Genomic DNA, 22,801 nt, shown 5'->3' on the forward strand with positions numbered 1-22,801 from the left:
GCTTGCACTCTGGGGTTACTTGGCCGGCGGTTGCGCTTGGGCGGCTTCGCGCCGCAATTGCTCGCGGCGGGCCTGGATGCGTTTACGGATGGCCTCCATCTGGGCCTCCGGGGTGCTCGGTGTCTGTGGGCTGGCCGTGGCGGGCGCAGCCGGAGTACCGGTCGGCGTGGCCGGCGCGGGATCGACCACGGCCGGCCCTTGCGGACCGGGGCGCTCGCTTGCGTCGCCTGCGGCGGGGGGCTGTTGCGCTGCCGTGGCCGTTGCGGTGGGGGTGGGACGCTGCCCCCCCGTGCCGTCGTAGACCCGCAACTCCAGCGTCTTCTGCCCTTCCGGGCCCTCGAACACCGCGCTGCGCGCATTCAATGCCGCCAACCGCCAGGCGGGCTGGGGCTCGGGCGCCTCGCCCAGCTTGACCCGCAGCGACTGGCTGCCATCGGGCGTTTGCAGGATGGCCATTTGCAGCCCTGGCGTGATCAGCACGCTGGTCAGCACGTAGTCGAACGCCGCGGCGGCGCTGGCCGCCCCCTCGCCCTGGAGGTAGAACGGCTTGGGCCGGCGATCGGTGGTGAACAGCGGCCGCTGCGCGATTTCGCCGTATTGGCCCAGCGGGCCAAGGCGACTCGCCACCGGGGCGCGCAGCGCGGGCAACGGCTTGGCGAGGGCCGGATCGTCTGCCGGTTTGGGCAGCGACGCGCCCATGCCGGCGAGTCCGAGCAACCACGCCAAGACGCCCCATCCTGCGGCCCCAGCCAGCAGCCACGTCCTTGGCCGCACGGTGTCAACGCGCACGCGGCACCTCCACGGAAGGCGGCAGGTAGCCGTACAGGTCAAACGACACGTCGAGCCCGCCTTCGCCGGTGTTGCGCACGCCCGGTGCGAAGTACATGCGTTGCGCGAGGATGTTGAGGTTGTCCACGAACAGGCGCGGCGCCCCGCTCTCCAGCGAATGCAGCACCTGCGCCAGTTCGGCGTTGCCGCAGCGCAACCGCACCTGCACCACGATGCGGGTGAAGCGCTCGGGCGAACGCTGCCCCGCCAGCGGAGAGCGGTTGGTGATCGCGCAGCTGCGATTGCCCGGACTGGCCTCGCCCACCACCTGTTCCAGTCGCTGGATCAGGCCCGCGGTGGCCAACTCGGCATTGCCTTCGGGCAGGAAGCCGGGGGTGGTGGCCTGTCGCCGGGTGGCCTCGGCCAGGCGCCGGGTGACTTCAGGGGCCTGCCGCAACTCGGCGCGGATACGCTGCTCACGCTGCTGCAAGGCGTCGATGCGCTCACCCAGCTGCAGCATCGGCGCGGTCCACCAGGGGTGCACGAACGCCGCATAGGCCAGCGCCAGCAGTGCCAGCAGCAGGCCCAGCGCCAGCCAACGGTCGCGGTCAGCGGTCAGAACGGGCGTTGCCACGCGCAGCCTCCTTGGCAGGAGCGGACGGCCCGATGTCGGCGCCCAGGGTGAAACGATCCCGGCCTGACGCCGTATCCGGCTGCAAGGCGCCGGTCAGCGCCGGCGACCGCCACAGCGGCGAGCCCTGGAGACGGCCGATCAGCGCGGGGGCTTCGTTGCTGAGGCCGATGACGGTCAGGCGATCCTCCTCGATGGCCAGTTTCTCCAGGTACGTGCCATCCGGCAGCCGGCGCGAAAGCTCGTCGATCACCTCGACCGCGGCGGGCCGGGTGCGGCGCGCGTTGTCGAGAAACGCCTGTCCTTCGATCAACGACACCAGTTGCTGGCGCTGTGCCGCGGCGCGGCGCGCGGGCGCGGCGTCGCGCTCCAGGCGCTGCTCCAGCGCATCGGCGGCGCGGGTGCGATTGTCGAGCACCTGCCACAGCGCGAATCCCAGGCCGACGACGGCGATGCCCGCCAAGGCCCAGTTCCACACGCGCCAGGGGTCGGGGCGACGGTAACGGCGCTCCACGGGCAGCAGGTTGATCCCCACGGGCACGCCGTCGGCACCGGCGACATCCACACCGGCCAACGTGTCAGCCATCGGCCCCAAGCGCGCGAGGTGGGCCTCCATGGCCTGGCGCGGCACCGCCACCAGTTCCGCATCCAGCTGCGCGTCCCGGCGCCGCAACACGCGCGCGTCGAACACGACGGCATCGGCGGTGAAAGGGGTCTGTCGATCAATTTCGAAACCGACGACATCGCGCAGGCGCTCCGCCGCGGCGGCCGGCAAAACCAGTTCACGCCGCAACGCGACGCTGGGCGGCAGCAGCAGCGCGCGCGGCAGCTCGGCCGCGCGCGCGGAGAGCACCCGCGCCAGAGGGTCGCCTGGCGTGTCGGTCGGCGAGCCGGTGCCCGGTGGTTCGGCGGGCAACGGTGGCAGGTGCGCCAGGTCGCGAATTTCCGCGCCCTGCTGGAGCCGCAGTTGCACGCCCTCGACGCCCGGCTGCAGCAGCAGGTGCCCGGTGCCCAGCCCCAGCGCGTGCCGCCAGCGTTCGGGCAGCCAGGCCGACAACGACGTTCCCCACCATGCAAGGAACCCACCGGCGCCGACAGGCATCAGCGTTCCAGCACGTCCCAGGCGGTCACGCAACCGATTCATTGCGGCGAAGCTCCTTCCTCCCAACGCAGCACGGTGTAGGCCATGCCCGGCACCGCGTTGCCTCCAATGCGCACGACGGCCCGCAACGCCGTTTCACGGCCGTCCGTCAGCCGTACACGGCTCTGGATACTATACGTGCCGCTCCCGCTGCCCACGAGCGGGCCGCCCTGCCCGGGCGCGGTGCCCGGTGCCGTCCGGGCCGCCACCAAGGCGCGGCCATCCTGCCCCATGGCATCCAGCACCACTTGGGGAGCGAACGCGGGGTCCGGAGCCGCACGGCCACTGTGCACGGTGACGTGGGGTTCGACCTTGGCGTAGAGCGACGGGCTCATGCCCAGTACCTGCTCCAGTTCGGCGACGCTCTCCATCTCCGCGTCCTTCGCGCCATAGGGCCGGCCGGCCTCGGCGTAATCGGGGTCTTCCGCCCCACCCGCCGGCTGGGTCAGCAGGTCGCTGTCGCGCCAATCCATCACCGCAGCGGCCAGCCGGGTGGCGCTATCGGCCGGTTCACCCACGGCCCGGAACAGCCCGGCCAGGAGGTTGGCATCGGCCTGGTTGAGGTCGATCTTGCCGTTCTCGTCCACCAGGGTGACCGTGATGTCCGCATCGGCATAGCGCCACGCGTTCGGGCGCCCATCGGGCACCCAGCGGCGCCGGGGGTCCGGGTCGTCGACACGGGTGAGGGCATATTCAAAGCCGGCACGGGCGATGCCATTGGCGGCCACGCCTTGCGACAGCACCCGCCCCTGCATCGACTCCACGCGCGCGGTAAGCGCGAACCCGCCGATCAGGCCCGCAAGCAACAGCAGCAGCCAGAGCACCAGCAGGAGCGCTGCGCCACGCGGTCGGTTTGGTCGCAATGCACGGGCCGCCCTCATTGGGCCGCCGCCTCGGATTCACCGATGGCCGGGCTGGCCACGCTGCTGGCCATCGGCAGTGCCACGACCAGCGGCGGCCAGGCGCGTCCATCGGCATCGGTCAGCGTGACTTCCACCAGCAGGGGTAGCTGCGTCGCCGCCGTCCAGCGGTCCTGCCACTCGCCCAGTGCGCCGTCCTCGCCCAGGCCCCGGTAGCGGAAGGTGGCCTCGCGCAGGCCCTCGACCAGCACCTCCGGCGGTCGCGGTGGATCGTCGGCGAACGCCTCGCCCGCCAGAACGAGCTGCAGGTCCAGGGCCAGGCTCGGCGCCTCCCCGGTGTCATCGATTTTCAGGTCATGCAGGTACGGGCCGCCGCGCCCCAGGTAGTCGGGCAGATCGGCCACGAAACGCACCCGGTCGGGATGGCCCACGAAGCGTTGCGACGCGCCGGTCTGCGCATCGAACGCAAAGGCCACCGGCCGTGCGGAGGACAACCGCTTGCGCAGGAAGCTGGCCACGGCCCGTTCGCGCTCGCTGCGCTGGGCCAGACTCTCGCCACGCGACGCGGTGCGCGTCGCGGCACTGAGCGTGGCAAACGCGAGTGTCAGCGCGGTGGCCAGCAGAACCGTCGCCAGCAGCACTTCGATCAGGGTGAAGCCGGCCGCGTTGGTGGCACTGCCGCTTGGCCGGGTGAAAGCCCGAGCGCCTTGCTCGTGGGGCGGACTGAAACCTCGCGCGCTCATGGCGCCGCCTCGCCGGTGCCCGTCTTCAGCCGCAGGCTGCGGACGGACAGCCGCTGCCCCGGACGCCCGTCGCCCCATTCCACCTGCAGCTCCAGCTCCATCAGGCGCGGTCCCTGCGCGGTCGCGGGCGCCACCGCGACGTTGGATTCGGAAGCGGGCTCGCGCCAGGGTCGGACGTCGAACCGCCAGCGATAGGTGCCGCCCTCGAATTCGCCTTCGCGTTGCTCCGCCTGCAATGGCGCGTCCATGTCCAGTTCGTCCAGCAATGACTGGGCGTGCAACGCCGCCCGCCCACTGTCAGCTGCCTGCCGCACTTGGCGGGTCGCCCCCGAAAGCGTCCCGAGCAACAGGGTAAGCCCCAAGGCGAGCAGCGCGAAGGCCACGATCACCTCGATCAGCGTGTAACCCCGCTGGCGCCCGGGGCGGCTCACGGGGTCGCCTCCACCCGCTTCAGGCGCACTTCGCCGGTCATCCAGGCCACGTCGATGCGCCACGCCGCCCGGTCGTCGCTGAGTTCGATGCGGCCGCCCGTGGCGGCGCCATCGTTGAAGAACTGGATCGCGCCCTCGCCTGCCGTGGGCTGCACCTCGCGCGCGCCGATGAAGCGCACGCCCAAGGCCTCGGGAATGTCACCGTTGCGGTTATTGGGCGCCTGCCAGCGATGGCCTTGCGGGTCAATGACGAACCGCTGCGGCTGGCCGGTCGAGAGCGCGAGGGTGCGGGTGTAGCGCAATTGCGCGGCGATCTCCTTCGCGGTGGAGCGCAGTTGCATGCCACGCCAACCGCCGCCCAACGATGCGGCGGCCAGCACGGAGATGCCGGCGATCAGCGCGATCACCAGCAACATCTCCAGCAATGACACGCCCCGTTGTGCGCGCTTCATCGGCCCGGTTCCCACCCTGCGTTCCATCGAGCCGCACGGGTCACGCGTGGACGTGGCCCGGCTTACTCGTACTTGATGTCCGTGTCGTAGCTGCTGCCGCCCGGCTTGCCGTCCTTGCCCAGGATCACCAGGTCGAAATCACGGCCTTCGCCGGGCGCGCGGTAGTCGATGGCGTGGCCCCACGGGTCCTTGAGTTCGGCGGCCTTGGCGTACGGGCCCAGCCAACCGGCGGCGTCACCGGGTTGCGTGACCAGCTCTTCGAGCGCGTTGGGCAGGCGACCGGTGTCCATCTGGAACGACTCGACCTTCTGCGCCAGCGTGGCCACCTGCGACTTGGCCAGGTTGGCCTTGGCGCGGTCGGCCCCGCCCAGCACGCGGCTGCCCACGAAGGTCAGCACCGCGCCGATCAGCACGATCACGATGATGATCTCGATCAGACTCATGCCGCGCTGCGCGGCGATGGCGGGGGAGCGGGTCAGGGAGCGGGTGTGTCGCATTGCATCCATCCGTTACGTGATTCCAGATCAACGAGCATCGCACGCCAACCCCCCACCGGCGAGGGGCGTGCGCCATTCAGCCAATCGCATTGGTGAGGCCGTACAGCGGCGTGAGGACCGCCAGCACCACCACGGCCACCACGCCCGCCAGCACCACGGTCACCAGCGGCACCAGCGCGGCCAGCATGCGGTCCAGCGCCAGCGCGGTTTCCTGCTCGAAGGTCTCGGCGGTCTTGAGCAGCATGGTGTCCAGCGCGCCGGACTCCTCGCCCACCTGCACCATCTGCAGCGCGAGCCGCGGAAAGCGCTTGCCCTTGCCCAGCGCGGTGGACAGCGCGACGCCATTCTTCACTTCGTTGGCCGCGGCTTCGACATCGGCCGCCAGCACGCGGTTGCCCATGACGTTGCGGCCGATGCCCAGTGCCGCCATCAACGGCACGCCATTACGCACCAGCGTGCCCAGCGTGCGCGCCAGTCGCGCGGTCTCGACCTTGGCCACCAGTGCACCGGCAAACCGCTGGCGCAGCAGCCAGGCGTCCAGGGCCTCGCGGAAAGCCGGATCGCGACGCTTGCGGTCCAGCCACCACAACGCCAGCGCCGGCACCACGATCAGCACGATCCACCAGTCGCGCACGAACAGGCCGGCACCGAGCACGATCTTGGTGAACAGCGGCAGCTCGGCGTCGAGGCTTTCGTACATCTGCGCGAACTGCGGGACGACGTAGCCCAGCAGGAACAGCAGGCTCAGCCCGACCATCACCATCAGGATGGCCGGGTAGATCAGCGCGTTGATCACGCGCCCCTGCAGCGCGCGGCTGCGCTCCAGGTAATCAGCCAGGCGCGCCAGGGTCTCGTGCAGGCTGCCGCCGGCCTCACCCGCACGCACCATGTTCACGTACAGGCGCGAGAAGGTGCCGTGCTGCCGTTCCAGCGCGGCGGACAGCGAGGTGCCGCCGCGCACGGCGTCGCGCACGTCGGCGAGGGTGCGCTTGGCGGCTTCGTCTTCGGGCAATTCGAGCAGGATCGACAACGCGCGATCCAGCGGCTGCCCCGCACCGAGCAACGTCGCCAGTTGCTGGGCGAACTGCACCAGTCGCTCGCCGGCGAACGCCTTGGGCTTGAACATACCCGCCCAGAACGGTGCGCCGCCGCCTTCGCTGGCGAGCCTCGCCTCCACGGGCAGGTGGCCCTGCTCCTGCAAGCGCAGCACCACCTCGGTGTCGCTGGCGGCGTCCATCTGCCCGTCGAGCATCTCGCCGCGGGCGTTGAGCGCCTTGTAGCGGAACAACGGCATGGCGTCAGGCGTCCTCGGTCACGCGCAGCACTTCCTCGATGGTCGTTTCGCCTGCGAGCGCCTTGGCGATGCCGTCCTCGTACATGGTGCGCATGCCGTGCTGGCGCGCGATCTGCTCGATCTCGCCCATGCCGGCGTGGCGCATCACCGCGCGGCGCAACTCATCGTTCATCACCAGGAATTCCACGATGGTGGTGCGACCGAGGTAGCCGGTCGGCGCCAGCGCCGAGCCGCGCGCGCGGTACAGGAAGATCTCACCCTCGGGCTGGTACCGGCGCAGGCCGAACTTCTCGATCTCCTCCGGCGACGCGGGGTACTTCTCCGCATGCGTGGGCTCCAGCCGGCGCACCAGGCGCTGGGCGAGGATGCCGTTGATGGTGGAGGTCAACAGGTAGTCCTCCACGCCCATGTCCAGCAAGCGCGCGATGCCACCGGCGGCGTTGTTGGTGTGCAGCGTGCTGAGCACCAGGTGGCCGGTCAGCGCGGACTGGATGGCGATGCGCGCGGTTTCGAGGTCGCGCATTTCGCCGATCATGATGATGTCCGGATCCTGGCGGACGATGCTGCGCAGCGCATGGGCGAAGTCCAGCCCGATCTGCGGCTTGGCCTGGATCTGGTTGATGCCTTCCAGCTGGTACTCGATCGGGTCCTCGACGGTGATGATCTTCACGTCGGGGGTGTTGAGCTTGCTCAGCGCGGTATACAGCGTGGTCGTCTTGCCCGAGCCGGTGGGACCGGTGACCAGCAGGATGCCGTGCGGCTGGTCCAGCACCTTCTGGAACTGCGGCAGGAAGTGGTCGGTGAAGCCCAGCCGCTTGAAGTCGAACACCACCGTTTCGCGGTCGAGCAAGCGCATCACGACGCTCTCGCCGTGCGCGGTGGGCACGGTGCTCACGCGCAGGTCCAGCTCCTTGCCCTGCACGCGTAGCATGATGCGGCCGTCCTGGGGCAGGCGGCGCTCGGCAATGTTGAGCTTCGCCATGATCTTGATGCGGCTGATCACCGCGGCGGTGAGGTTGACCGGAGGGCTCTCGCCGTCGATCAGCACGCCGTCCACGCGATAGCGCACCTTGAGCCGGTTCTCGAACGGCTCGATGTGGATGTCGGACGCGCGCAGCTCCACCGCGCGCTGGATGATGAGGTTGACCAGGCGGATGACCGGCGCCTCGGAGGCGAGGTCGCGCAGGTGCTCCACGTCTTCCAGATCGCCACCACCCTCGCCTTCGGCGGTCTCAATGATCGCGCCCATGGCGCTGCGGCCCTGGCCGTGCCAGCGCTCGACCAGGTCGTCGATTTCGGAGCGCAGCGCCACGTGCGGACGCACCTCGCGGCCGCTGGCCAGGCCCACCGCGTCGAGGATGTAGGCGTCCTGCGGGTCCGCCACCAGCACGTCGACCGTGGTCTCGGTCTCGGCCACCGGGCAGACGTGGAACTGCTTCATGAACTTGACGGTCAGCGGGCTGCCTTCGGGCGGCAGCTCGGGCAGCTCCTTGGCGCTGACCAGCGGCAGCTCGAGCACTTCGGCCACCGTTTCAGCGTGGTCGCGCTCGGACACCAGCCCCAGGCGGGCGAGCAGGACCAGCAGCGGCCCACCGGCCTCTTCCTGCAGACGACGGGCACGCCCCAGGTCGGCGTCCTTGAGCCGACCCTTGGCCAGCAACGCCTCGACGATGCGCGCCTCCACGCCGCCTTCCCCTGGCGGAACCATTCCTGTCTCCGTGACCACCGCGTTCACACCACCTCCGGCAAACCGTGGGGCCTGACTTTAGCAGGTCACGTAGGCGCTACGGATGAGCGGCCAAGGGGCACCGGCGTCGCGGCTAGCCGCTCCGCACCGCGGGGGAGCCGCGAGAGCGCCCCGGCCACGCGTGCGCGGGCCGGGGCAGAGCGGACTCAGCCCACGTGCACGCGCGCGTTGCGGAACATCCGCAGCCACGGCGAGTCGACGCCCCAGTCCTTCGGCGCCCAGCTCAGGTTGGCGCTGCGCGGGGTGCGCTCCGGGTGCGGCATCATGATCGTGACGCGGCCGTCGGTGGTCGTCAGCGCGGCGATGGCGTCGGTCGACCCGTTCGGGTTGAGCGGGTACTGCGTGGCCACCGCACCGTTGCCGTCGATGTAGCGCAGCGACACATTGGCCGCGGTGCGGTCGAGGGTGCTGTCGAACTCGGCGCGGCCTTCGCCGTGCGAGACCACGATCGGCAGACGTGAGCCGCCCATGCCGCGCAGGAACAGCGACGGCGACTCCACCACCTCGACCAGCGACAGGCGGCCTTCGAACTGCTCACCGCGGTTGCGCAGGAACACTGGCCAATGCTCAGCGCCGGGGATGATCGGCTTGAGCTGGCTGAGCATCTGGCAGCCGTTGCACACGCCCAGCGCGAAGGTGTCGGTGCGGGCGAAGAACGCGGCGAACGCATCACGCAGCGCATTGCGCTCGAGGATGCTGGTTGCCCAGCCGCGGCCCGCGCCCAGCACGTCGCCGTAGCTGAAGCCGCCGCACGCGGCGAAGCCAGTGAAGCCATCCAACTGCACGCGACCGCTGATCAGGTCGCTCATGTGCACGTCGAAGGCCTCGAAGCCGGCGCGGTCGAACGCCGACGCCATTTCGATCTGGCTGTTGACGCCCTGCTCGCGCAGGATCGCCACCTTCGGTTTCACGCCGGTGTTGATGAACGGCGCGGCGATGTCGTCCTGCGGGTCGAAGCCCAGCTTCGGCTTCAGGCCCGGCGCGTTGAAGTCGCGCGCAACGGCGCGCTCCTCGTCGGCGCATTCGGGGTTGTCGCGCAGTTTCTGCAGCGCGTGGCTGGTGGCCCACCAGGCATCGAACAGCTCTTCCCAGCGCCATTCGGCCAGCGTGCCGCCGTCCTGGCTCACGCGCACCACCGGCGCACTGGTCGGCTTGGCGATGCGCTGCGCGCAATCGATCAGGCCGTGGCGCGCGACCAGGTCGGCGAACGCGGCGCGGTCCTCGTCGGCGATCTGCACCACCGCGCCGAGTTCCTCGTTGAACAGGGTGCGGAACGGGTCCTCGCCCCAGCCATCCAGGCTGATGTCCAGGCCGCGGCGCGAGCAGAAGGCCATCTCCACCAGCGCGGCGAAGGCACCACCGTCGGAGCGGTCGTGATAGGCGAGCAGCAGGCCCGCTTCACGCGCCTCGCGGATCAGTTCGAAGAAGTCGCGCAGGCGCTGCGGGTCGTCCAGGTCGGGCACGCCCAGGTCGCCGCGCTCCTCACCCTGGCCGGCGAAGGCCGGCAGCGTGTCGTTGCCGTCGCCCGCTTCGGGATGGCACTGCGCCAGCACCGAACCGCCGAGGCGCTGCTTGCCGGCGCCCAGGCCGATCAGCCACAGCTCGGATTCGTCCTCGCGCGATAGCAGCGGGGTCAGCTGCTGGCGCACGTCAACCACCGGCGCGAACGCGCTGACGATCAGCGACACCGGCGACACCGACTTGTTGGCCGCGCCCTCGGCGTGCCACTGCGCCTGCATCGACAGCGAGTCCTTGCCCACCGGGATGCTCAGCTCCAGCTCGGGGCACAGCTCCATGCCCACCGCCTTGACGGCGTCGAACAGCAGCGCGTCCTCGCCCGGGTGGCCGGCGGCGGCCATCCAGTTGGCGGACAGCTTGATGCGGTTGAGCGACTCCACCGGCGCGGCGCACAGGTTGGTGATCGCCTCGCCCACGGCCATGCGCGCTGCGGCGGCCGCGTCGAGCAGCGCGAGCGGGGTGCGCTCGCCGATAGCCATTGCCTCGCCGACGAAGCCCTCGAACCCGGTGAAGGTGATGGCGCAGTCGGCCACTGGCAGCTGCCACGGGCCGACCATCTGGTCGCGCGCGGTCAGGCCTCCGACACTGCGATCACCGATGGTGACGAGGAAGCTCTTGGACGCGACGGTCGGATGCGCCAGCACGCGCAGCGCGGCATCGCGCAGGTCCAGACCGGCCCACTGCAGCGCGGGCCACGGCGCTTCGGCCGGGTGCGCGGTGTCGCGGTGCATCTTCGGCGGCTTGCCGAACAGCACGTCCATGGGGATGTCGATCGGCCAGTCGTGGCCGGGCTCGCGCGCGTTGGCGACGGTAGCGCCGTAGCCGACGACCAGATGCTCCTCGGCAGTGGCATGGCCGACGACGGCGAACGGACAGCGCTCACGCTCGCAGATGGCGGTGAACTCGGCGATGCGGTCCACCGGCACGCCGAGCACGTAGCGCTCCTGTGATTCGTTGCACCACAACTGCATCGGCGACAGGGACGGATCGTCCTTCGGCACCTTGCCCAGGTCGATCACGCCGCCGAGGTCGGAGTCGTGCAGCAGCTCGGGGATGGCGTTGGACAGGCCGCCGGCACCGACGTCGTGGGCGGTGGCGATCGGGTTGTTGTCACCCATGGCCACGCAGCGGTCGAGGACTTCCTGGCAGCGGCGTTCCATCTCCGGGTTGTCGCGCTGCACGCTGGCAAAGTCCAGGTCCTCGGCGCTCTCGCCCGAGGCCACGGAGCTGGCGGCACCGCCGCCCAGGCCGATCAGCATCGCCGGGCCGCCGAGCACCACCACTGCATCGCCGGGCTTGAGCCCCAGCTTGGTGACCTGCACGCGGTCGATGGCGCCGACGCCGCCGGCCAGCATGATTGGCTTGTCGTAGGCGCGGGCATGCGTGCCCTCGTCCAGCTCGAAGCTGCGGAAATAGCCGGTCAGGTTGGGCCGGCCGAATTCGTTGTTGAACGCAGCGCCGCCGATCGGGCCGTCGAGCATGATCTCCAGCGCGGGCGCCATGCGCGGGTTGAGCGCGCGTTCGCGCTCCCACGGCTGCGGCAGGCCCGGAATGCGCAGGTGCGACACGCTGAAGCCGGTCAGGCCGGCCTTGGGCTTGCCGCCGCGGCCGGTGGCGCCTTCGTCGCGGATCTCGCCGCCGTTGCCGGTGGACGCGCCAGGGAACGGCGCGATCGCGGTCGGGTGGTTGTGGGTCTCGACCTTGATGCAGAACGCCGAGTCAACCTCGGCCTCGCTGCGGTAGGCGCCGGTCGCCGGGTCCGGACGGAAGCGGCGGCTGGCGTAGCCCTCCACCACCGCGGCGTTGTCGGCGTAGGCCGACAGCGTGTGCTCCGGGGTGTGGGCGTGGGTGTTCTTGATCATCTTGAACAGCGACGTCGGCTGCTCACGGCCGTCGATGGTCCACGACGCGTTGAAGATCTTGTGCCGGCAGTGCTCGGAGTTGGCCTGCGCGAACATCATCAGCTCGACGTCGGCCGGGTTGCGGCCCAACGCGGTGTAGCGCTCGCGCAGGTAGGCGATCTCGTCATCGGCCAGGGCGAGACCCAGTCGGGTGTTGGCGGCTTCCAGCTGGTCCAGCGGGATGCGCTCCACCTCGCCGCGCGTCGGCACCGCGAACAGGCCTTCGCCGGCCTCGCGCGTGTCCAACACCGACTGGGTCATCGGGTCATGCAGCACCTTGGCCAGCGCGGCCTGGGTGGCGGCATCGGCCGGCCAGCCGGCCAGTTCGTAGCGGATGCCACGCTCCACGCGGTGCACCGGCTGCCCGGCGCCGCGCAGCAGCTCGGTGGCCTTCGACGCCCACGGCGACAGCGTGCCCAGGCGCGGCGTCACGTAGCGGGACACCGCGCCGGCCTCACGCGGCGCGGCGGCGGCGCTGGCTTGCAGGATGCGGTCGAGGGCGGCGGCATCCGGCGTCTGGCCGGGGTCGGCATCGACCCAGTACACCCACCACGCGCCCAGCAGGCGCAGGTCGGCATGGATGGCTTGGAGGCGGGCTTGCAGGCGTTCGCGGCGGAACGAAGACAGGGCGGAAGCGCCCTCGAGGACGATCATGTCCGGGGAACCGTGCTACGTCGGGCCCGACATTGTAACCGAGGGGCCGGGGCCGCGTTGGCCGGACCCCGCCGACCGTGCCCCGAGCCCGAGGGACACCTCGTTGGCTCACGGACACCAGGCGGCCATCTTGCCAATCCGCTGGCCCAAGGCCGACGGTCAGCGGCCCGACAGTGCGGCAGGCCCTGGCGATCGCCAGGGCCCCGCGACCGGCGTCAGGCTCCCGCGGTCGGCTTCGCCGGCTCGCTCGGTGCCGGGGTGGCCGGCGACGACGGCTTGGCGCCCTCGCCCGAGAGTCGATCCAGCACGGCACGCAGTTGCGCCGGGGGCAGGTAGCCGCCGACCTGGGTGCCATCCTTGGTCAGGATCATCGGGGTGCCGGTGAGGCCGGCCCGCTGGCCGACGTCGTACTGCATGGTGACCGTGTTCTTGCAGTCGACCATCTTGAGCGCCTTGTCATTCTTGGCATCGGTCAAGGCCTTCTTGCGATCGGCCGCGCACCAGACCGCCACCATCTTCTTGTGGTCCTCGCTGCCGATGCCCATGCGCGGGAATGCCAGGTATTCGACCGCGATGCCCTGGCGGTTGTACTCGGCGATCTCGCTGTGCATCTTGCGGCAGTAACCGCATTCGACGTCGGTGAAGACGGTCACCGTGTGCTTGGGGTTGGGCGGCGAAAACACGATGCGCTCGCTGGCCGGAATGGTCTTGAGCAGGTCCACGCGCATGCTGGCAAGGGTGACTTCGCTCAGGTTCTTCTTGGCGCCCACGTCAAACAGCGCGCCGCCCGACCCGGGCAGGAACAGGTACTTGCCGTCGTCGCTGATGTAGACCACCTGGCCTCCGACGATGGCTTCGCGGAAACCGGGCACCGGCGCGGCTGCCACCTTTTCCACCGTGACCTGCGGGTTGAGCTGGCGGATGGCCTCCACCGCGCGCGCTTCGGGCGTGCCGGCGACGGGCTTGGCCGCGGCCACCGGGTTGGCACTGCTGGCCTGGGCGCCGGGGGCCTGGGCGGACTGCGGGGCCTGCTGGGCGCAGGCGGAAAGGCTGATCGCGCCCAGCGCGGCAATGAGGATGCGCTTCATGAAGGACTGTCTTCCGTGGGGATTCGTGGATTCGACCGTGGCCACCGGCCTGGGTTCCACCGGATTGTGTCACGAGCCGCGTCGGCCCCGGCGCCATGGGGGCCGGACGGCGCCGAAATCGCGATGCGCGGCACCTTGGGTTCAGCCGCGGGGGTGGTGGCGTGCATGCAACTGCTTGAGCTGCTCGCGCGCCACCAGGGTGTAGATCTGGGTGGTCGACAGCGACGCATGGCCCAGCAGCATCTGCAGCGCGCGCAAATCGGCGCCGCGGTTGAGCAGGTGGGTGGCGAAGCTGTGGCGCAGTCCATGCGGACTGATCCGCCGCGGGTCGATGCCGGCCGCGACGGCATGGCGCTTGACCAGGTGCCAGAACTGCTGGCGGTTCGGCGCCTGCCCGCTGGGTTCGAGGAACAGCGCGGCCAAAGCCCGTTTGCCCGCCAGTGCCGGGCGGGCGTCGTCAAGGTAACGCTGCAGCCAGTCCTGGGCCTCTTCACCCAGTGGCACCAGCCGCTCCTTGCTGCCCTTGCCGGTGACGCGCAACGCCCCCTGCCGCAGGTTGACCGCGGTCGCGGGCAAGTTAACCAACTCGCTCACGCGCAGCCCAGCGGCATACATCAGCTCCAGCATCGCCCGGTCGCGCAACCCCAGTGGCGTGGCGATGTCGGGCGCGGCCAGCAGCGCGTCGATCTCGCTTTCGGCCAGCGCCTTGGGCAACGAGCGCGGCAAGCGGGGAGGCTCCAGCAAGGCGGTCGGATCATCCGCGCGCTCACCCCGCCGCAGCAGCCAGGCGTAGAGCGCCCGCAACGCCGACAGCAGGCGGGCGTTGCTTCGCGGCGAATAGCCGTCGTGGGTGCGCCACGCCAGGAAGTCGAACAACGCAGCGCGGTCGATGGCGGCCAGGCCCCCTGCGCGAGCGGCATGCCAGCGGGCCAGGCCCTCCAGGTCGCGGCGATAACTGTCCAGGGTCTGCCTGGCCAAACCGTTCTCAGCCCACAGGGCTTCCAGAAAACGACCGATGAGATGCTGGTCCGCCTCGGGAACGGGGGGCAGCGCCATGACCCGTTGGCGGCGCTCTGCGGGAGTGCGCGACGTCATCGACGCAGCTTAGCGACTATCCTTTGGCGATGACATCGCACCCCAATCCCACGCGCGCCCTGGTTGGCTGGCGCCTGCTTGCCTTGCTTTACGACTTCTTCCCCGCGCTGGCGATCTGGATGTTGCTCGGGGCATTGTTCAACGCCGCGCATTACCTGAGCGGCCATGCGGCCCGCGAATACATCCATCCCTACAGCGCGTGGGCCTGGGCGTTGTGGGCGTGCTGCTGGGTGGCCACGGGCGCGTATGCCGTGTTGAGTTGGCGCCGAGGCGGTCAGACGCTGGGCATGCGCCCATGGCGCTTGCAGGTCGTCGCCGTCGACGGCGGTCCGGCCACCCTGCGCGCGCTGCGCATCCGCTATACCGTCGGCACGCTGTCGGTTTTGGCCGCCGGACTGGGCTTCTGGTGGGCGTGGTTCGACCGCGACCGCCTCACCTGGCACGACCGGATCAGCGGCACGCGCCTCGTGCGACATCTCAAGTCCAACTAAGCAGCCCCGGGCAGTGCCTGCCGCTCAGCCCGAGCGGCGACGGAACAGCACCACCGATACCGCGACCATGATCAGGGTCGGCAGCATGTACGCCACGCGGAAGTCGAACTTGTAGACCTGCGCCAGGCGCACGAACTGGGTCTGCAATAGCCAGAAGCCCAAGGCGAACACGATGCCGATGAACAGCCGCTTGCCCAGCCCGCCGCTGCGCAGGCTGCCGAACGCGAACGGGATCGCGGCCAGGCACAGCGCCAGCGCATTGAGCGCGTAGAACCAGCGGCCCCAGTAGATCTCCTGGAAGTCGCCGGCATCGAGGCCGTTGCGCAGGCGGTAGTCGATCGCGTCCTTCAGTTCCGGCGACGGCATGTACCGCGGCTTGGCCATGCCGGCGGTGAGTGCGGTGGTGTCCAGCCGCGACGCCCACCGTTCCTCGGCCACCTGCTGGCGCGCCACGGAGCGCTCGCCGAAGGTGGTGCGGGTCACGTCACGCAGCAACCATCCGCCCGGGCGGTGCTCGGCGACCTTTGCCACCGCCATCGACTTCAGCCTGCCGTCGGACTCGAACTCGTACAGGCTGACATCGCGCAATTCCAGCCAGCGGTCCTGCCCATTGTCACGCTCGTCGCCACCGCCGGCGTTGAGGATGACCTCGCCTTCGCGCGCCCACAGTCCGGAATAACGCGCCACGATCAGGTCATTGGACTTGGCGGAGGCCTTGAGCGCGTCTGCCTGGCGCTGCCCCCACGGGGCCAACGTCTCGCCATTAGCCACCATGGCCAGGGTCAGCAGGGCCAATGCGCCCGCCACGGTGAGACTGAGGCGGCGCCGGGAAAGCCCCACCGCCCGCAGGGCGGTGAGTTCCGACGTGGCCGCCAACTGGCCCAGCGCCATCAGGGCGCCGATGACGGCGGAGGTGGGGAACAGGGTGTAGGCCCGGCGGGGCACGGTGTAGGCCATGTAGGCCACGGCCTTCGGGAAGTCGTAACTGCCCTTGCCGATGTCACTGACCTCGCTGACAAGGCCCAACATCACGTCGAGGCCAAGCAACACGGCCCAGGTGAGCAGCACCGAGCCCAGCACCGCGCGCGCCAAGAACAGGTCATGGACCCGGGGGAAAGCCCTCGCGAACGCAACCATCAGCGACGCCTCCACAGGCCGCGCGGATGGCCATCACGCGCGTATGTCCAGATGCCCAGCACGAGCAACGGCAGTACCAGCCACCACATGCCGACGGCGGGCGGCAGCTTGCCATCCTCCAGCCAGCCGCGCGCCATCAACATCAGGCTGGTCGCCACGACGAAACCGAGGAAGCCCATGAGCAGGTGGCCGTAGCGGGCCTGTCGGGGGGAGGTACGGGATAGCGGAACGGCGAGCAAGGCGAACGCCAGCGCCAACAGCGGCGGCGCCAGGCGCGCATGTACCTGCGCGTTGGCCTCTCGCCGGCTGTCGCCCAGCAGTGCGAGTGTGGACATCACTTCGGGATCCTTCGGGTCGAACTTGCCCTCGCCCGGCGGAAGGCGCACGTCGTTGCTGGCATAGCGCAGCAGCCGGTAGCCCAGACCGTCGTGACGGGGACCTTCCACCTGGAAGCCCTTCTCCAATGTGATGAAGCGCTCGCCGTCGGGGTGAACAGTCAGATGGCCGGTATTGGCAGTCGTGACATCCATCCGCTCGTCGTTCTGACGGTGGATGAAAATGCGCTGGAATTGCGTGCCGTCGCCCGACATGTTGCCCACATACACCACGCCCCCTCCAGGCAACTCGATGAAGCGGCCCGGCTCCAGACCCGCCACCAGCAGGTTGCGGTTGGCCTCGCTGATCATCTGCTTGGAGATGCGGTGGGCCAAGGGGCCCAACCACAACGAACTCAGGGCGATGACCGTCACCACCGGCACCACCAGCATCATTACAGGCCGCAACAGCCGGCGCGGCCCAACGCCTGCCGCGGTAATCACGGGCATCTCTGAATCCCGATACAGCCGCCCCACCCCCAACATCAGCCCCAGCAGCAAGGCCAGGGGCAGGATGATCGGCAGGTAATTGAGGAACTGCAGCCCGATCTGGGCCAGCAACAACCCCGCGGGCACCCGGCCGCTGGTGATATCGCGAAGCACGTCGGCCAGCACCGCGCCCATGCTGACGATGAGCAGCACCACCAGCACCGCAAACGTGGACTGGGCGAATTCGCTGAACAGGTAGCGGTCGAGCTTGGGCATCGGGCCTCGGTGGGTGGTCGGCGCCCCGGGGTCCCTTTTTCGGGAATCCGGCACGGTGCTTTAGACTTGGGGGTTCGTCCGGCGAAGCCGGGCCCGCCAGGGCCCCGCCCGCCGCGCATTCTGGCCTGAAACGACCGTTGGCGCCGCCGGATTGTACGGAATGACGCCTGAAACGGCCGTAATGGCCTCTGCATCCCTTGGAAACTGCCGTATGACCCTCGAATTCGACCTGAACCGCGACGCCCCCGCTTCCGCCAGCTCCGACTGCCTCGTGGTGGGTGCCTATGCCGACAACACCCTGACCCCGGCGGGCCAGGCGCTGGACACGGCCAGCGGCGGTCGCATCCGCGCCCTGTTGGAGCGGGGCGACGTCAGCGGCAAGACCGGCAAGACCGCGCTGCTGCACGACCTGGCGGGTGTCACGACCCCGCGCGTGCTGGTGGTCGGGCTGGGCGAAACCGCCAAGTTCGGCGTCCCGCAGTACCTCAAGGCGGTCGGCGATGCGGCGCGTGCGCTCAAGAGCGGCCCGGTGGCCCACGCGGTGTTCACTCTCGCCGAAGTGCCCGTGGCCGGCCGTGACGCCGCCTGGAACATCCGCCAGGCCGTGATCGCCGCTGACCACGCCTGCTACCGCTACACCACCACCCTCGGCGAAAAGGCGAAGAAGAAGGTTGAGCCGGGCCTGCGAACCCTGGCCATCACCGGCACCGACGAAACCGCACTGGCGCAGGGCAAGGCGATCGCCAATGGCGTGAAGTTCGCCCGCGAGCTGGGCAACCTGCCGCCCAACATCTGCAACCCCGGCTACCTGGCCGAGCAGGCGCAGACCTTCGCCGGCAAGTTCGCGACCACCTCGTGCGAGGTGCTGGACGTGGCGCAGATGGAGGCACTGGGCATGGGTTCGCTGCTGGCCGTCGGCCGCGGCTCGGCCAACCCGCCCAAGCTGATCGCCCTGCAGTACCGCAACGGCGGCGACGCCAAGCCCTACGTGCTGGTCGGCAAGGGCATCACCTTTGACACCGGCGGCATCAACCTCAAGACCCAGGGCGGGATCGAGGAGATGAAGTACGACATGTGCGGCGCCGCCACGGTGATGGGCACGTTCGTCTCCGCCGTCGGCATGAACCTGCCGATCAACCTGGTGGTGGTGGTGCCGGCGGTGGAAAACATGCCCGACGCCGACAGCTACCGCCCATCCGACGTGCTGACCAGCATGTCCGGCAAGACGATCGAGGTCGGCAACACCGACGCCGAAGGCCGCCTGATCCTGTGCGACGCGCTGACCTGGGCGCAGAAGTTCGAGCCGGCCGCACTGGTCGACGTCGCCACCCTGACCGGTGCGTGCATGGTGGCGCTGGGCAAGTACGCCTCGGGCCTGATGAGCAAGCACGACGACCTGGCGAACGAACTGCTGGTCGCCGGCGAGAACGTGTTCGACCGCGCCTGGCGCCTGCCGCTGTGGGACGAATATCAGACCATGCTCGAGTCGACCTTTGCGGACGTGTACAACATCGGCGGCCGCTGGGCCGGTGCGATCACCGCAGGCTGTTTCCTCGCGCGCTTCACCGAGGGCCAGCGCTGGGCGCACCTGGACATCGCCGGCTCGGCCAGCGACGAGGGCAAGAAGGGCATGGCCACTGGCCGCCCGGTGGGTCTGCTGAGCCAGTGGCTGCTCGACCGCGCGGCCGCCCCGGCCGCCTGATCGCGCACCCATCGATCTCCTGACGCCCGGACCCGCGCCCGCATGGCCAGTGCCGAGTTCTACCTGATCCAGAAGCCGCGGTTCCGCGAGGAGCCGCTGCTGCTGGTGTGCCAGTTGGCGAAGAAGGCGCACGAGGCGGGGCTGTGGACCCTGGTGCTGACGCGCGACGCGGCACAGGCCGAGGCCTTGGACGACCTGCTGTGGTCGTTCGACGACGACGCCTTCGTACCGCACCAGATCGCCGGCATGACCGAGGAAGGCGACGAGGAAGACGGCGACCACCTGGCGCCGGTGCTGATCGCGCCGCCCGCCGTGGACACGCCGGTGCGCCCGCTGGTGATCAACCTGCGCGACAACCCGGTGGAAGGCAGTTTCGACCGCGTGCTGGAAGTGGTGCCGGCCGACGAATCCGCGCGCGGGCCGTTGCGCGAGCGCTGGCGGCAGTACCAGGCCCGTGGCCTGGAGTTGAAGAAGTACGACATGTGACCCCGGCTATCGGGGCGCCACGGCGCGCCACGAAGGCCACGCAAATCCTGGCTGCCCCCACCCTGGTGAGGGCGCAGTCGCGGCAACGCGATGCATGGGATCGCCGCCCTCTACGGCAGGCGCCATCGCGCGTTCCTCTCCCATTCAATTGATTGCGACCTGCCCATGACCTCGCTCTCCTCCAGCTACGATCCGACCCAATTCGAATCCCGCCTGTACCAGCAGTGGGAGAGCAGCGGCGCGTTCAAGCCCAGCGGCAAGGGCCAGCCCTACACCATCCTGCTGCCGCCGCCCAACGTGACCGGCACCCTGCACATGGGCCACGCGTTCCAGCACACGCTGCAGGACGCGCTGGTGCGCTACCACCGCATGCGCGGCTACGACACGCTGTGGCAGATGGGCACGGACCACGCCGGCATCGCCACCGAGATGGTGGTGTCGCGCAACCTCGCGCTGGAAGGCAAGGGCGAGACCCGCGACTCACTGGGCCGCGAGGGTTTCATCGCCAAGGTGTGGGAGTGGAAGCAGCAATCGGGCGACACCATTGAGCGCCAGATGCGCCGCATTGGCACCTCCGGCGACTGGTCGCGCAGTGTGTTCACCATGGACCCGATGGCCGCCGACGCGGTCGCCGAGGCGTTCGTGAAGCTGCACGAGGACGGCCTGATCTACCGTGGTCAGCGCTTGGTCAACTGGGACCCGGTGCTGAAGACCGCGATCTCGGACCTGGAAGTGGTCAACGAGGAAGAGGACGGCCACCTGTGGTCGATCGAATACCCGCTCTCCGACGGCAGCGGCGCGGTGGTGGTCGCCACCACGCGCCCGGAAACCATGCTCGGCGACGCCGCGGTGATGGTGCATCCGGAGGATGAGCGCTACGCCCACCTGATCGGTCGCTCGGTCACGCTGCCGCTGACGGGCCGCGAGATCCCGGTCATCGCCGACGACTACGTGGACCGCGAATTCGGCACCGGCGTGGTCAAGGTGACCCCGGCGCACGACTTCAATGACTACCAGGTGTGGAACCGCCACGTCGGCACCGGCGCGTTCGATGCGCTGCCCAACCGCGGGCTGATCAACATCTTCACCCCGGACGCGAAGGTGGTGGGACACGCGCACGGCGCGGCCGCCCAGCACGACTCGGCGCATCGCGCCGACGTCCCCGACGCGAACGCGCTGCTCAATGTGCCCGCCGCGTACCACGGCCTGGACCGCTACGACGCACGCAAGGCCGTGCTCGCCGACCTGGAAGCCGCCGGCCGCCTCATCGAGACCAAGCCGCACAAGCTGCAGGTGCCGCGCGGCGACCGCACCGGCCAGGTGATCGAGCCCTACCTGACCGACCAGTGGTTCGTGAAGATGGACACGCTGGGCGCACGCGGCCTTGAGCTCGCCGAGAGCGGCAAGGTCAAGTTCGTTCCCGGCAACTGGATCAACACCTACCGCCACTGGATGGAGAACATCCAGGATTGGTGCATCAGCCGCCAGCTGTGGTGGGGCCACCGCATCCCGGCGTGGTACGACGCGGCGGGCAAGGCCTACGTGGGGCGCAGCGAAACCGAAGTGCGCACCCTCAACAACCTCGGCCCGGACGTCGCGCTGACCCAGGACAACGACGTGCTGGAGACCTGGTTCTCCTCCGCGCTGTGGCCGTTCAGCACCATGGGCTGGCCCGACCCGGATGCGATGACCAAGCGCGGTTACGAGCGCTACGTCCCCTCCTCCGTGCTGGTCACCGGCTTCGACATCATCTTCTTCTGGGTCGCCCGGATGATCATGATGACCGACCACTTCACCGGCGAAGTGCCGTTCCACGACGTGTACGTGACCGGCCTGGTGCGCGACAAGGACGGGCAGAAGATGTCCAAGTCCAAGGGCAACATCCTCGACCCGCTGGACATCATCGACGGCATCACCCTGGACGCGCTGGTGGCCAAGCGCACCACCGGCCTGATGCAGCCGAAGATGGCCGAGAAGATCGAGAAGGCCACGCGCAAGGAGTTCCCCGAGGGCATCCCGGCGTTCGGTGCCGATGCGCTGCGCTTCACCATGGCCGCGCTGGCGGGCCACGGCCGCGACATCAAGTTCGACCTCAACCGCGCCGAGGGCTACAAGAACTTCTGCAACAAGCTGTGGAACGCCACGCGCTTCGTGCTGATGAACACCGAAGGCTTCGCCGCGCGCGACGCGCTGCCGGAAGGCCATGCGCCCGCCCTGCCGCAGCCGGTGACCGACGCGGAGCGCTGGATCCTGGCGCAGTTGGAGCGGACCGCGTCCGAGGCCGCGCAGCACTTCGCCGATTACCGCTTCGACCTGCTGTCGCAGACGCTGTACGAATTCGCCTGGAACCAGTTCTGCGACTGGTTCGTCGAGCTCGCCAAGCCCGCACTCAATGGCGATGACGCCGCCGCGGCCGAGAGCACCCGCCACACCCTGCTGTACGTGCTCGAACGCCTGCTGTGCCTGCTGCACCCGCTGGTGCCGTTCGTCACCGAGGAGCTGTGGCTGGCCGTGGCGCCCAAGCTCGGCCTCACGGGCACGATCATGCGCCAGCCCTACCCGCAGGCCGGCGACCTCGGTGGCGAACATGCCGCCGCCGAAGCCGACGTGGAATGGCTCAAGGCGATGGTCTCGGCCCTGCGCAAGGTGCGCAGCGAGCTCAATGTCGCCCCGGGCAAGACCGTGGCGCTGCTGCTGGCCGATGGCGTCGACGCCGACCGCACGCGCGTGGCCCGCTTCGAATCGCAGCTGAAATTCTTGACCCGTGTCGAGCGCATCGAATGGCTGGCCAGCGCCGACCAGGCGCCGGCCGCCGCTGCCGCCGTCGTTGGTGAGTTGAAGTTGCTGGTGCCGTTGGAAGGTCTGGTGGACCTCGGCGCCGAGCGCGCACGCCTGGACAAGGAACTCGTCCGCGTCGCGTCGGAAAAGGAGAAGAGCGAGGCCAAGCTCGCCAAGTTCACGGACAAGGTCCCGCCGGCGGTGGTCGAGCAGGAACGCCAGCGCCTGGTGGACTGGAGCACGCAGTTGGCCGCATTGCAGGCCCAGCGCGCCAAGCTGGGCTGAGGTTCCGATGGGCGCCATGCGGC

Annotated in this window: 19 protein-coding genes; 4 read left to right on the forward strand and 15 right to left on the reverse strand. The window is 69.5% G+C overall.

Going from position 1 to position 22,801, the window contains the following annotated elements:
• Window positions 1–15 precede the first annotated feature (15 nt).
• The 13 genes from ACYVBS_RS12360 to xerD form a co-directional block, all read right to left on the reverse strand.
• A complete protein-coding gene (locus ACYVBS_RS12360; protein ID WP_460823969.1) occupies window positions 16–789 on the reverse strand; it encodes a type II secretion system protein XpsN in 774 nt (257 codons plus the stop codon).
• Window positions 779–1,402 carry a type II secretion system protein GspM gene (gspM, locus tag ACYVBS_RS12365; protein WP_460823970.1) on the reverse strand — a complete coding sequence of 208 codons (624 nt, stop codon included), beginning with the start codon at window positions 1,400–1,402 and terminating at the stop codon, window positions 779–781. The genes ACYVBS_RS12360 and gspM overlap by 11 nt, the downstream gene beginning before the upstream one ends.
• The gene (locus tag ACYVBS_RS12370; RefSeq protein ID WP_460823972.1) at window positions 1,377–2,543 is read right to left on the reverse strand and encodes a PilN domain-containing protein; all 1,167 of its coding nucleotides are present in this window, start codon (window positions 2,541–2,543) and stop codon (window positions 1,377–1,379) included. Before ACYVBS_RS12370 ends, gspM begins: the two co-directional genes overlap by 26 nt.
• Window positions 2,540–3,421: a type II secretion system minor pseudopilin gene (locus ACYVBS_RS12375; RefSeq protein WP_460823973.1), complete on the reverse strand. Its 882-nt coding sequence runs from the start codon at window positions 3,419–3,421 to the stop codon at window positions 2,540–2,542. Before ACYVBS_RS12375 ends, ACYVBS_RS12370 begins: the two co-directional genes overlap by 4 nt.
• A complete protein-coding gene (locus tag ACYVBS_RS12380; protein ID WP_460823974.1) occupies window positions 3,418–4,143 on the reverse strand; it encodes a prepilin-type N-terminal cleavage/methylation domain-containing protein in 726 nt (241 codons plus the stop codon). Before ACYVBS_RS12380 ends, ACYVBS_RS12375 begins: the two co-directional genes overlap by 4 nt.
• On the reverse strand, window positions 4,140–4,574 hold the full coding sequence (xpsI, locus tag ACYVBS_RS12385; RefSeq protein ID WP_460823975.1) for a type II secretion system protein XpsI: 435 nt from the start codon (window positions 4,572–4,574) through the stop codon (window positions 4,140–4,142). Before xpsI ends, ACYVBS_RS12380 begins: the two co-directional genes overlap by 4 nt.
• Window positions 4,571–5,026, reverse strand: coding sequence for a type II secretion system protein XpsH (gene xpsH / locus ACYVBS_RS12390; RefSeq protein WP_460823976.1), 456 nt, complete (start codon window positions 5,024–5,026; stop codon window positions 4,571–4,573). The genes xpsI and xpsH overlap by 4 nt, the downstream gene beginning before the upstream one ends.
• Window positions 5,027–5,088: 62 nt before the next feature.
• Entirely contained in the window at window positions 5,089–5,523 is a 435-nt protein-coding gene (gspG, locus tag ACYVBS_RS12395; RefSeq protein ID WP_460823977.1) for a type II secretion system major pseudopilin GspG, read from the reverse strand.
• Between the two features lie 76 nt (window positions 5,524–5,599).
• A complete protein-coding gene (xpsF, locus tag ACYVBS_RS12400) occupies window positions 5,600–6,817 on the reverse strand; it encodes a type II secretion system protein XpsF (RefSeq protein ID WP_460823978.1) in 1,218 nt (405 codons plus the stop codon).
• A gap of 4 nt (window positions 6,818–6,821) precedes the next feature.
• Entirely contained in the window at window positions 6,822–8,525 is a 1,704-nt protein-coding gene (gene gspE, locus ACYVBS_RS12405; RefSeq protein ID WP_460823979.1) for a type II secretion system ATPase GspE, read from the reverse strand.
• 185 nt (window positions 8,526–8,710) lie between these two features.
• A complete protein-coding gene (gene purL, locus ACYVBS_RS12410; protein ID WP_460823981.1) occupies window positions 8,711–12,637 on the reverse strand; it encodes a phosphoribosylformylglycinamidine synthase in 3,927 nt (1,308 codons plus the stop codon).
• A gap of 215 nt (window positions 12,638–12,852) precedes the next feature.
• A complete protein-coding gene (locus tag ACYVBS_RS12415) occupies window positions 12,853–13,725 on the reverse strand; it encodes a thioredoxin fold domain-containing protein (RefSeq protein WP_460823982.1) in 873 nt (290 codons plus the stop codon).
• Between the two features lie 141 nt (window positions 13,726–13,866).
• Window positions 13,867–14,820 (reverse strand): site-specific tyrosine recombinase XerD, encoded by a 954-nt coding sequence (xerD, locus tag ACYVBS_RS12420; RefSeq protein WP_460823983.1) that lies wholly within the window; start codon window positions 14,818–14,820, stop codon window positions 13,867–13,869.
• A 29-nt stretch (window positions 14,821–14,849) separates the two neighbouring features.
• Between xerD and ACYVBS_RS12425 the strand changes: the two genes are divergently transcribed.
• Window positions 14,850–15,311, forward strand: coding sequence for an RDD family protein (locus ACYVBS_RS12425; RefSeq protein ID WP_460823984.1), 462 nt, complete (start codon window positions 14,850–14,852; stop codon window positions 15,309–15,311).
• Between the two features lie 24 nt (window positions 15,312–15,335).
• Here the strand turns inward: ACYVBS_RS12425 and lptG are convergent, their stop codons facing one another.
• The gene (lptG, locus tag ACYVBS_RS12430) at window positions 15,336–16,448 is read right to left on the reverse strand and encodes an LPS export ABC transporter permease LptG (protein ID WP_460823985.1); all 1,113 of its coding nucleotides are present in this window, start codon (window positions 16,446–16,448) and stop codon (window positions 15,336–15,338) included.
• The gene (gene lptF / locus ACYVBS_RS12435) at window positions 16,448–17,527 is read right to left on the reverse strand and encodes an LPS export ABC transporter permease LptF (protein ID WP_460823986.1); all 1,080 of its coding nucleotides are present in this window, start codon (window positions 17,525–17,527) and stop codon (window positions 16,448–16,450) included. Before lptF ends, lptG begins: the two co-directional genes overlap by 1 nt.
• A gap of 211 nt (window positions 17,528–17,738) precedes the next feature.
• Between lptF and ACYVBS_RS12440 the strand changes: the two genes are divergently transcribed.
• The 3 genes from ACYVBS_RS12440 (at window position 17,739) to ACYVBS_RS12450 (ending at window position 22,778) form a co-directional block, all read left to right on the forward strand.
• Window positions 17,739–19,229 carry a leucyl aminopeptidase gene (locus tag ACYVBS_RS12440; RefSeq protein ID WP_460823987.1) on the forward strand — a complete coding sequence of 497 codons (1,491 nt, stop codon included), beginning with the start codon at window positions 17,739–17,741 and terminating at the stop codon, window positions 19,227–19,229.
• A gap of 42 nt (window positions 19,230–19,271) precedes the next feature.
• Window positions 19,272–19,715, forward strand: a complete 444-nt coding sequence (locus ACYVBS_RS12445) for a DNA polymerase III subunit chi (RefSeq protein WP_460823988.1) — start codon at window positions 19,272–19,274, stop codon at window positions 19,713–19,715.
• A gap of 165 nt (window positions 19,716–19,880) precedes the next feature.
• The gene (locus ACYVBS_RS12450; RefSeq protein ID WP_460823989.1) at window positions 19,881–22,778 is read left to right on the forward strand and encodes a valine--tRNA ligase; all 2,898 of its coding nucleotides are present in this window, start codon (window positions 19,881–19,883) and stop codon (window positions 22,776–22,778) included.
• Window positions 22,779–22,801: the final 23 nt, after the last annotated feature.

Source organism: Lysobacter olei, assembly GCF_054777355.1.

Coding starts and splice junctions, on each gene's coding strand:
- ACYVBS_RS12370 (WP_460823972.1), bottom strand. CDS start 2,543: ATGAATCGGTTGCGTGACCGCCTGGGACGTGCTGGAACGCTGATGCCT.
- ACYVBS_RS12375 (WP_460823973.1), bottom strand. CDS start 3,421: ATGAGGGCGGCCCGTGCATTGCGACCAAACCGACCGCGTGGCGCAGCG.
- ACYVBS_RS12380 (WP_460823974.1), bottom strand. CDS start 4,143: ATGAGCGCGCGAGGTTTCAGTCCGCCCCACGAGCAAGGCGCTCGGGCT.
- xpsH (WP_460823976.1), bottom strand. CDS start 5,026: ATGAAGCGCGCACAACGGGGCGTGTCATTGCTGGAGATGTTGCTGGTG.
- gspG (WP_460823977.1), bottom strand. CDS start 5,523: ATGCGACACACCCGCTCCCTGACCCGCTCCCCCGCCATCGCCGCGCAG.
- xpsF (WP_460823978.1), bottom strand. CDS start 6,817: ATGCCGTTGTTCCGCTACAAGGCGCTCAACGCCCGCGGCGAGATGCTC.
- gspE (WP_460823979.1), bottom strand. CDS start 8,525: ATGGTTCCGCCAGGGGAAGGCGGCGTGGAGGCGCGCATCGTCGAGGCG.
- purL (WP_460823981.1), bottom strand. CDS start 12,637: ATGATCGTCCTCGAGGGCGCTTCCGCCCTGTCTTCGTTCCGCCGCGAA.
- ACYVBS_RS12415 (WP_460823982.1), bottom strand. CDS start 13,725: ATGAAGCGCATCCTCATTGCCGCGCTGGGCGCGATCAGCCTTTCCGCC.
- xerD (WP_460823983.1), bottom strand. CDS start 14,820: ATGACGTCGCGCACTCCCGCAGAGCGCCGCCAACGGGTCATGGCGCTG.
- ACYVBS_RS12425 (WP_460823984.1), top strand. CDS start 14,850: ATGACATCGCACCCCAATCCCACGCGCGCCCTGGTTGGCTGGCGCCTG.
- lptG (WP_460823985.1), bottom strand. CDS start 16,448: ATGGTTGCGTTCGCGAGGGCTTTCCCCCGGGTCCATGACCTGTTCTTG.
- lptF (WP_460823986.1), bottom strand. CDS start 17,527: ATGCCCAAGCTCGACCGCTACCTGTTCAGCGAATTCGCCCAGTCCACG.
- ACYVBS_RS12440 (WP_460823987.1), top strand. CDS start 17,739: ATGACCCTCGAATTCGACCTGAACCGCGACGCCCCCGCTTCCGCCAGC.
- ACYVBS_RS12445 (WP_460823988.1), top strand. CDS start 19,272: ATGGCCAGTGCCGAGTTCTACCTGATCCAGAAGCCGCGGTTCCGCGAG.
- ACYVBS_RS12450 (WP_460823989.1), top strand. CDS start 19,881: ATGACCTCGCTCTCCTCCAGCTACGATCCGACCCAATTCGAATCCCGC.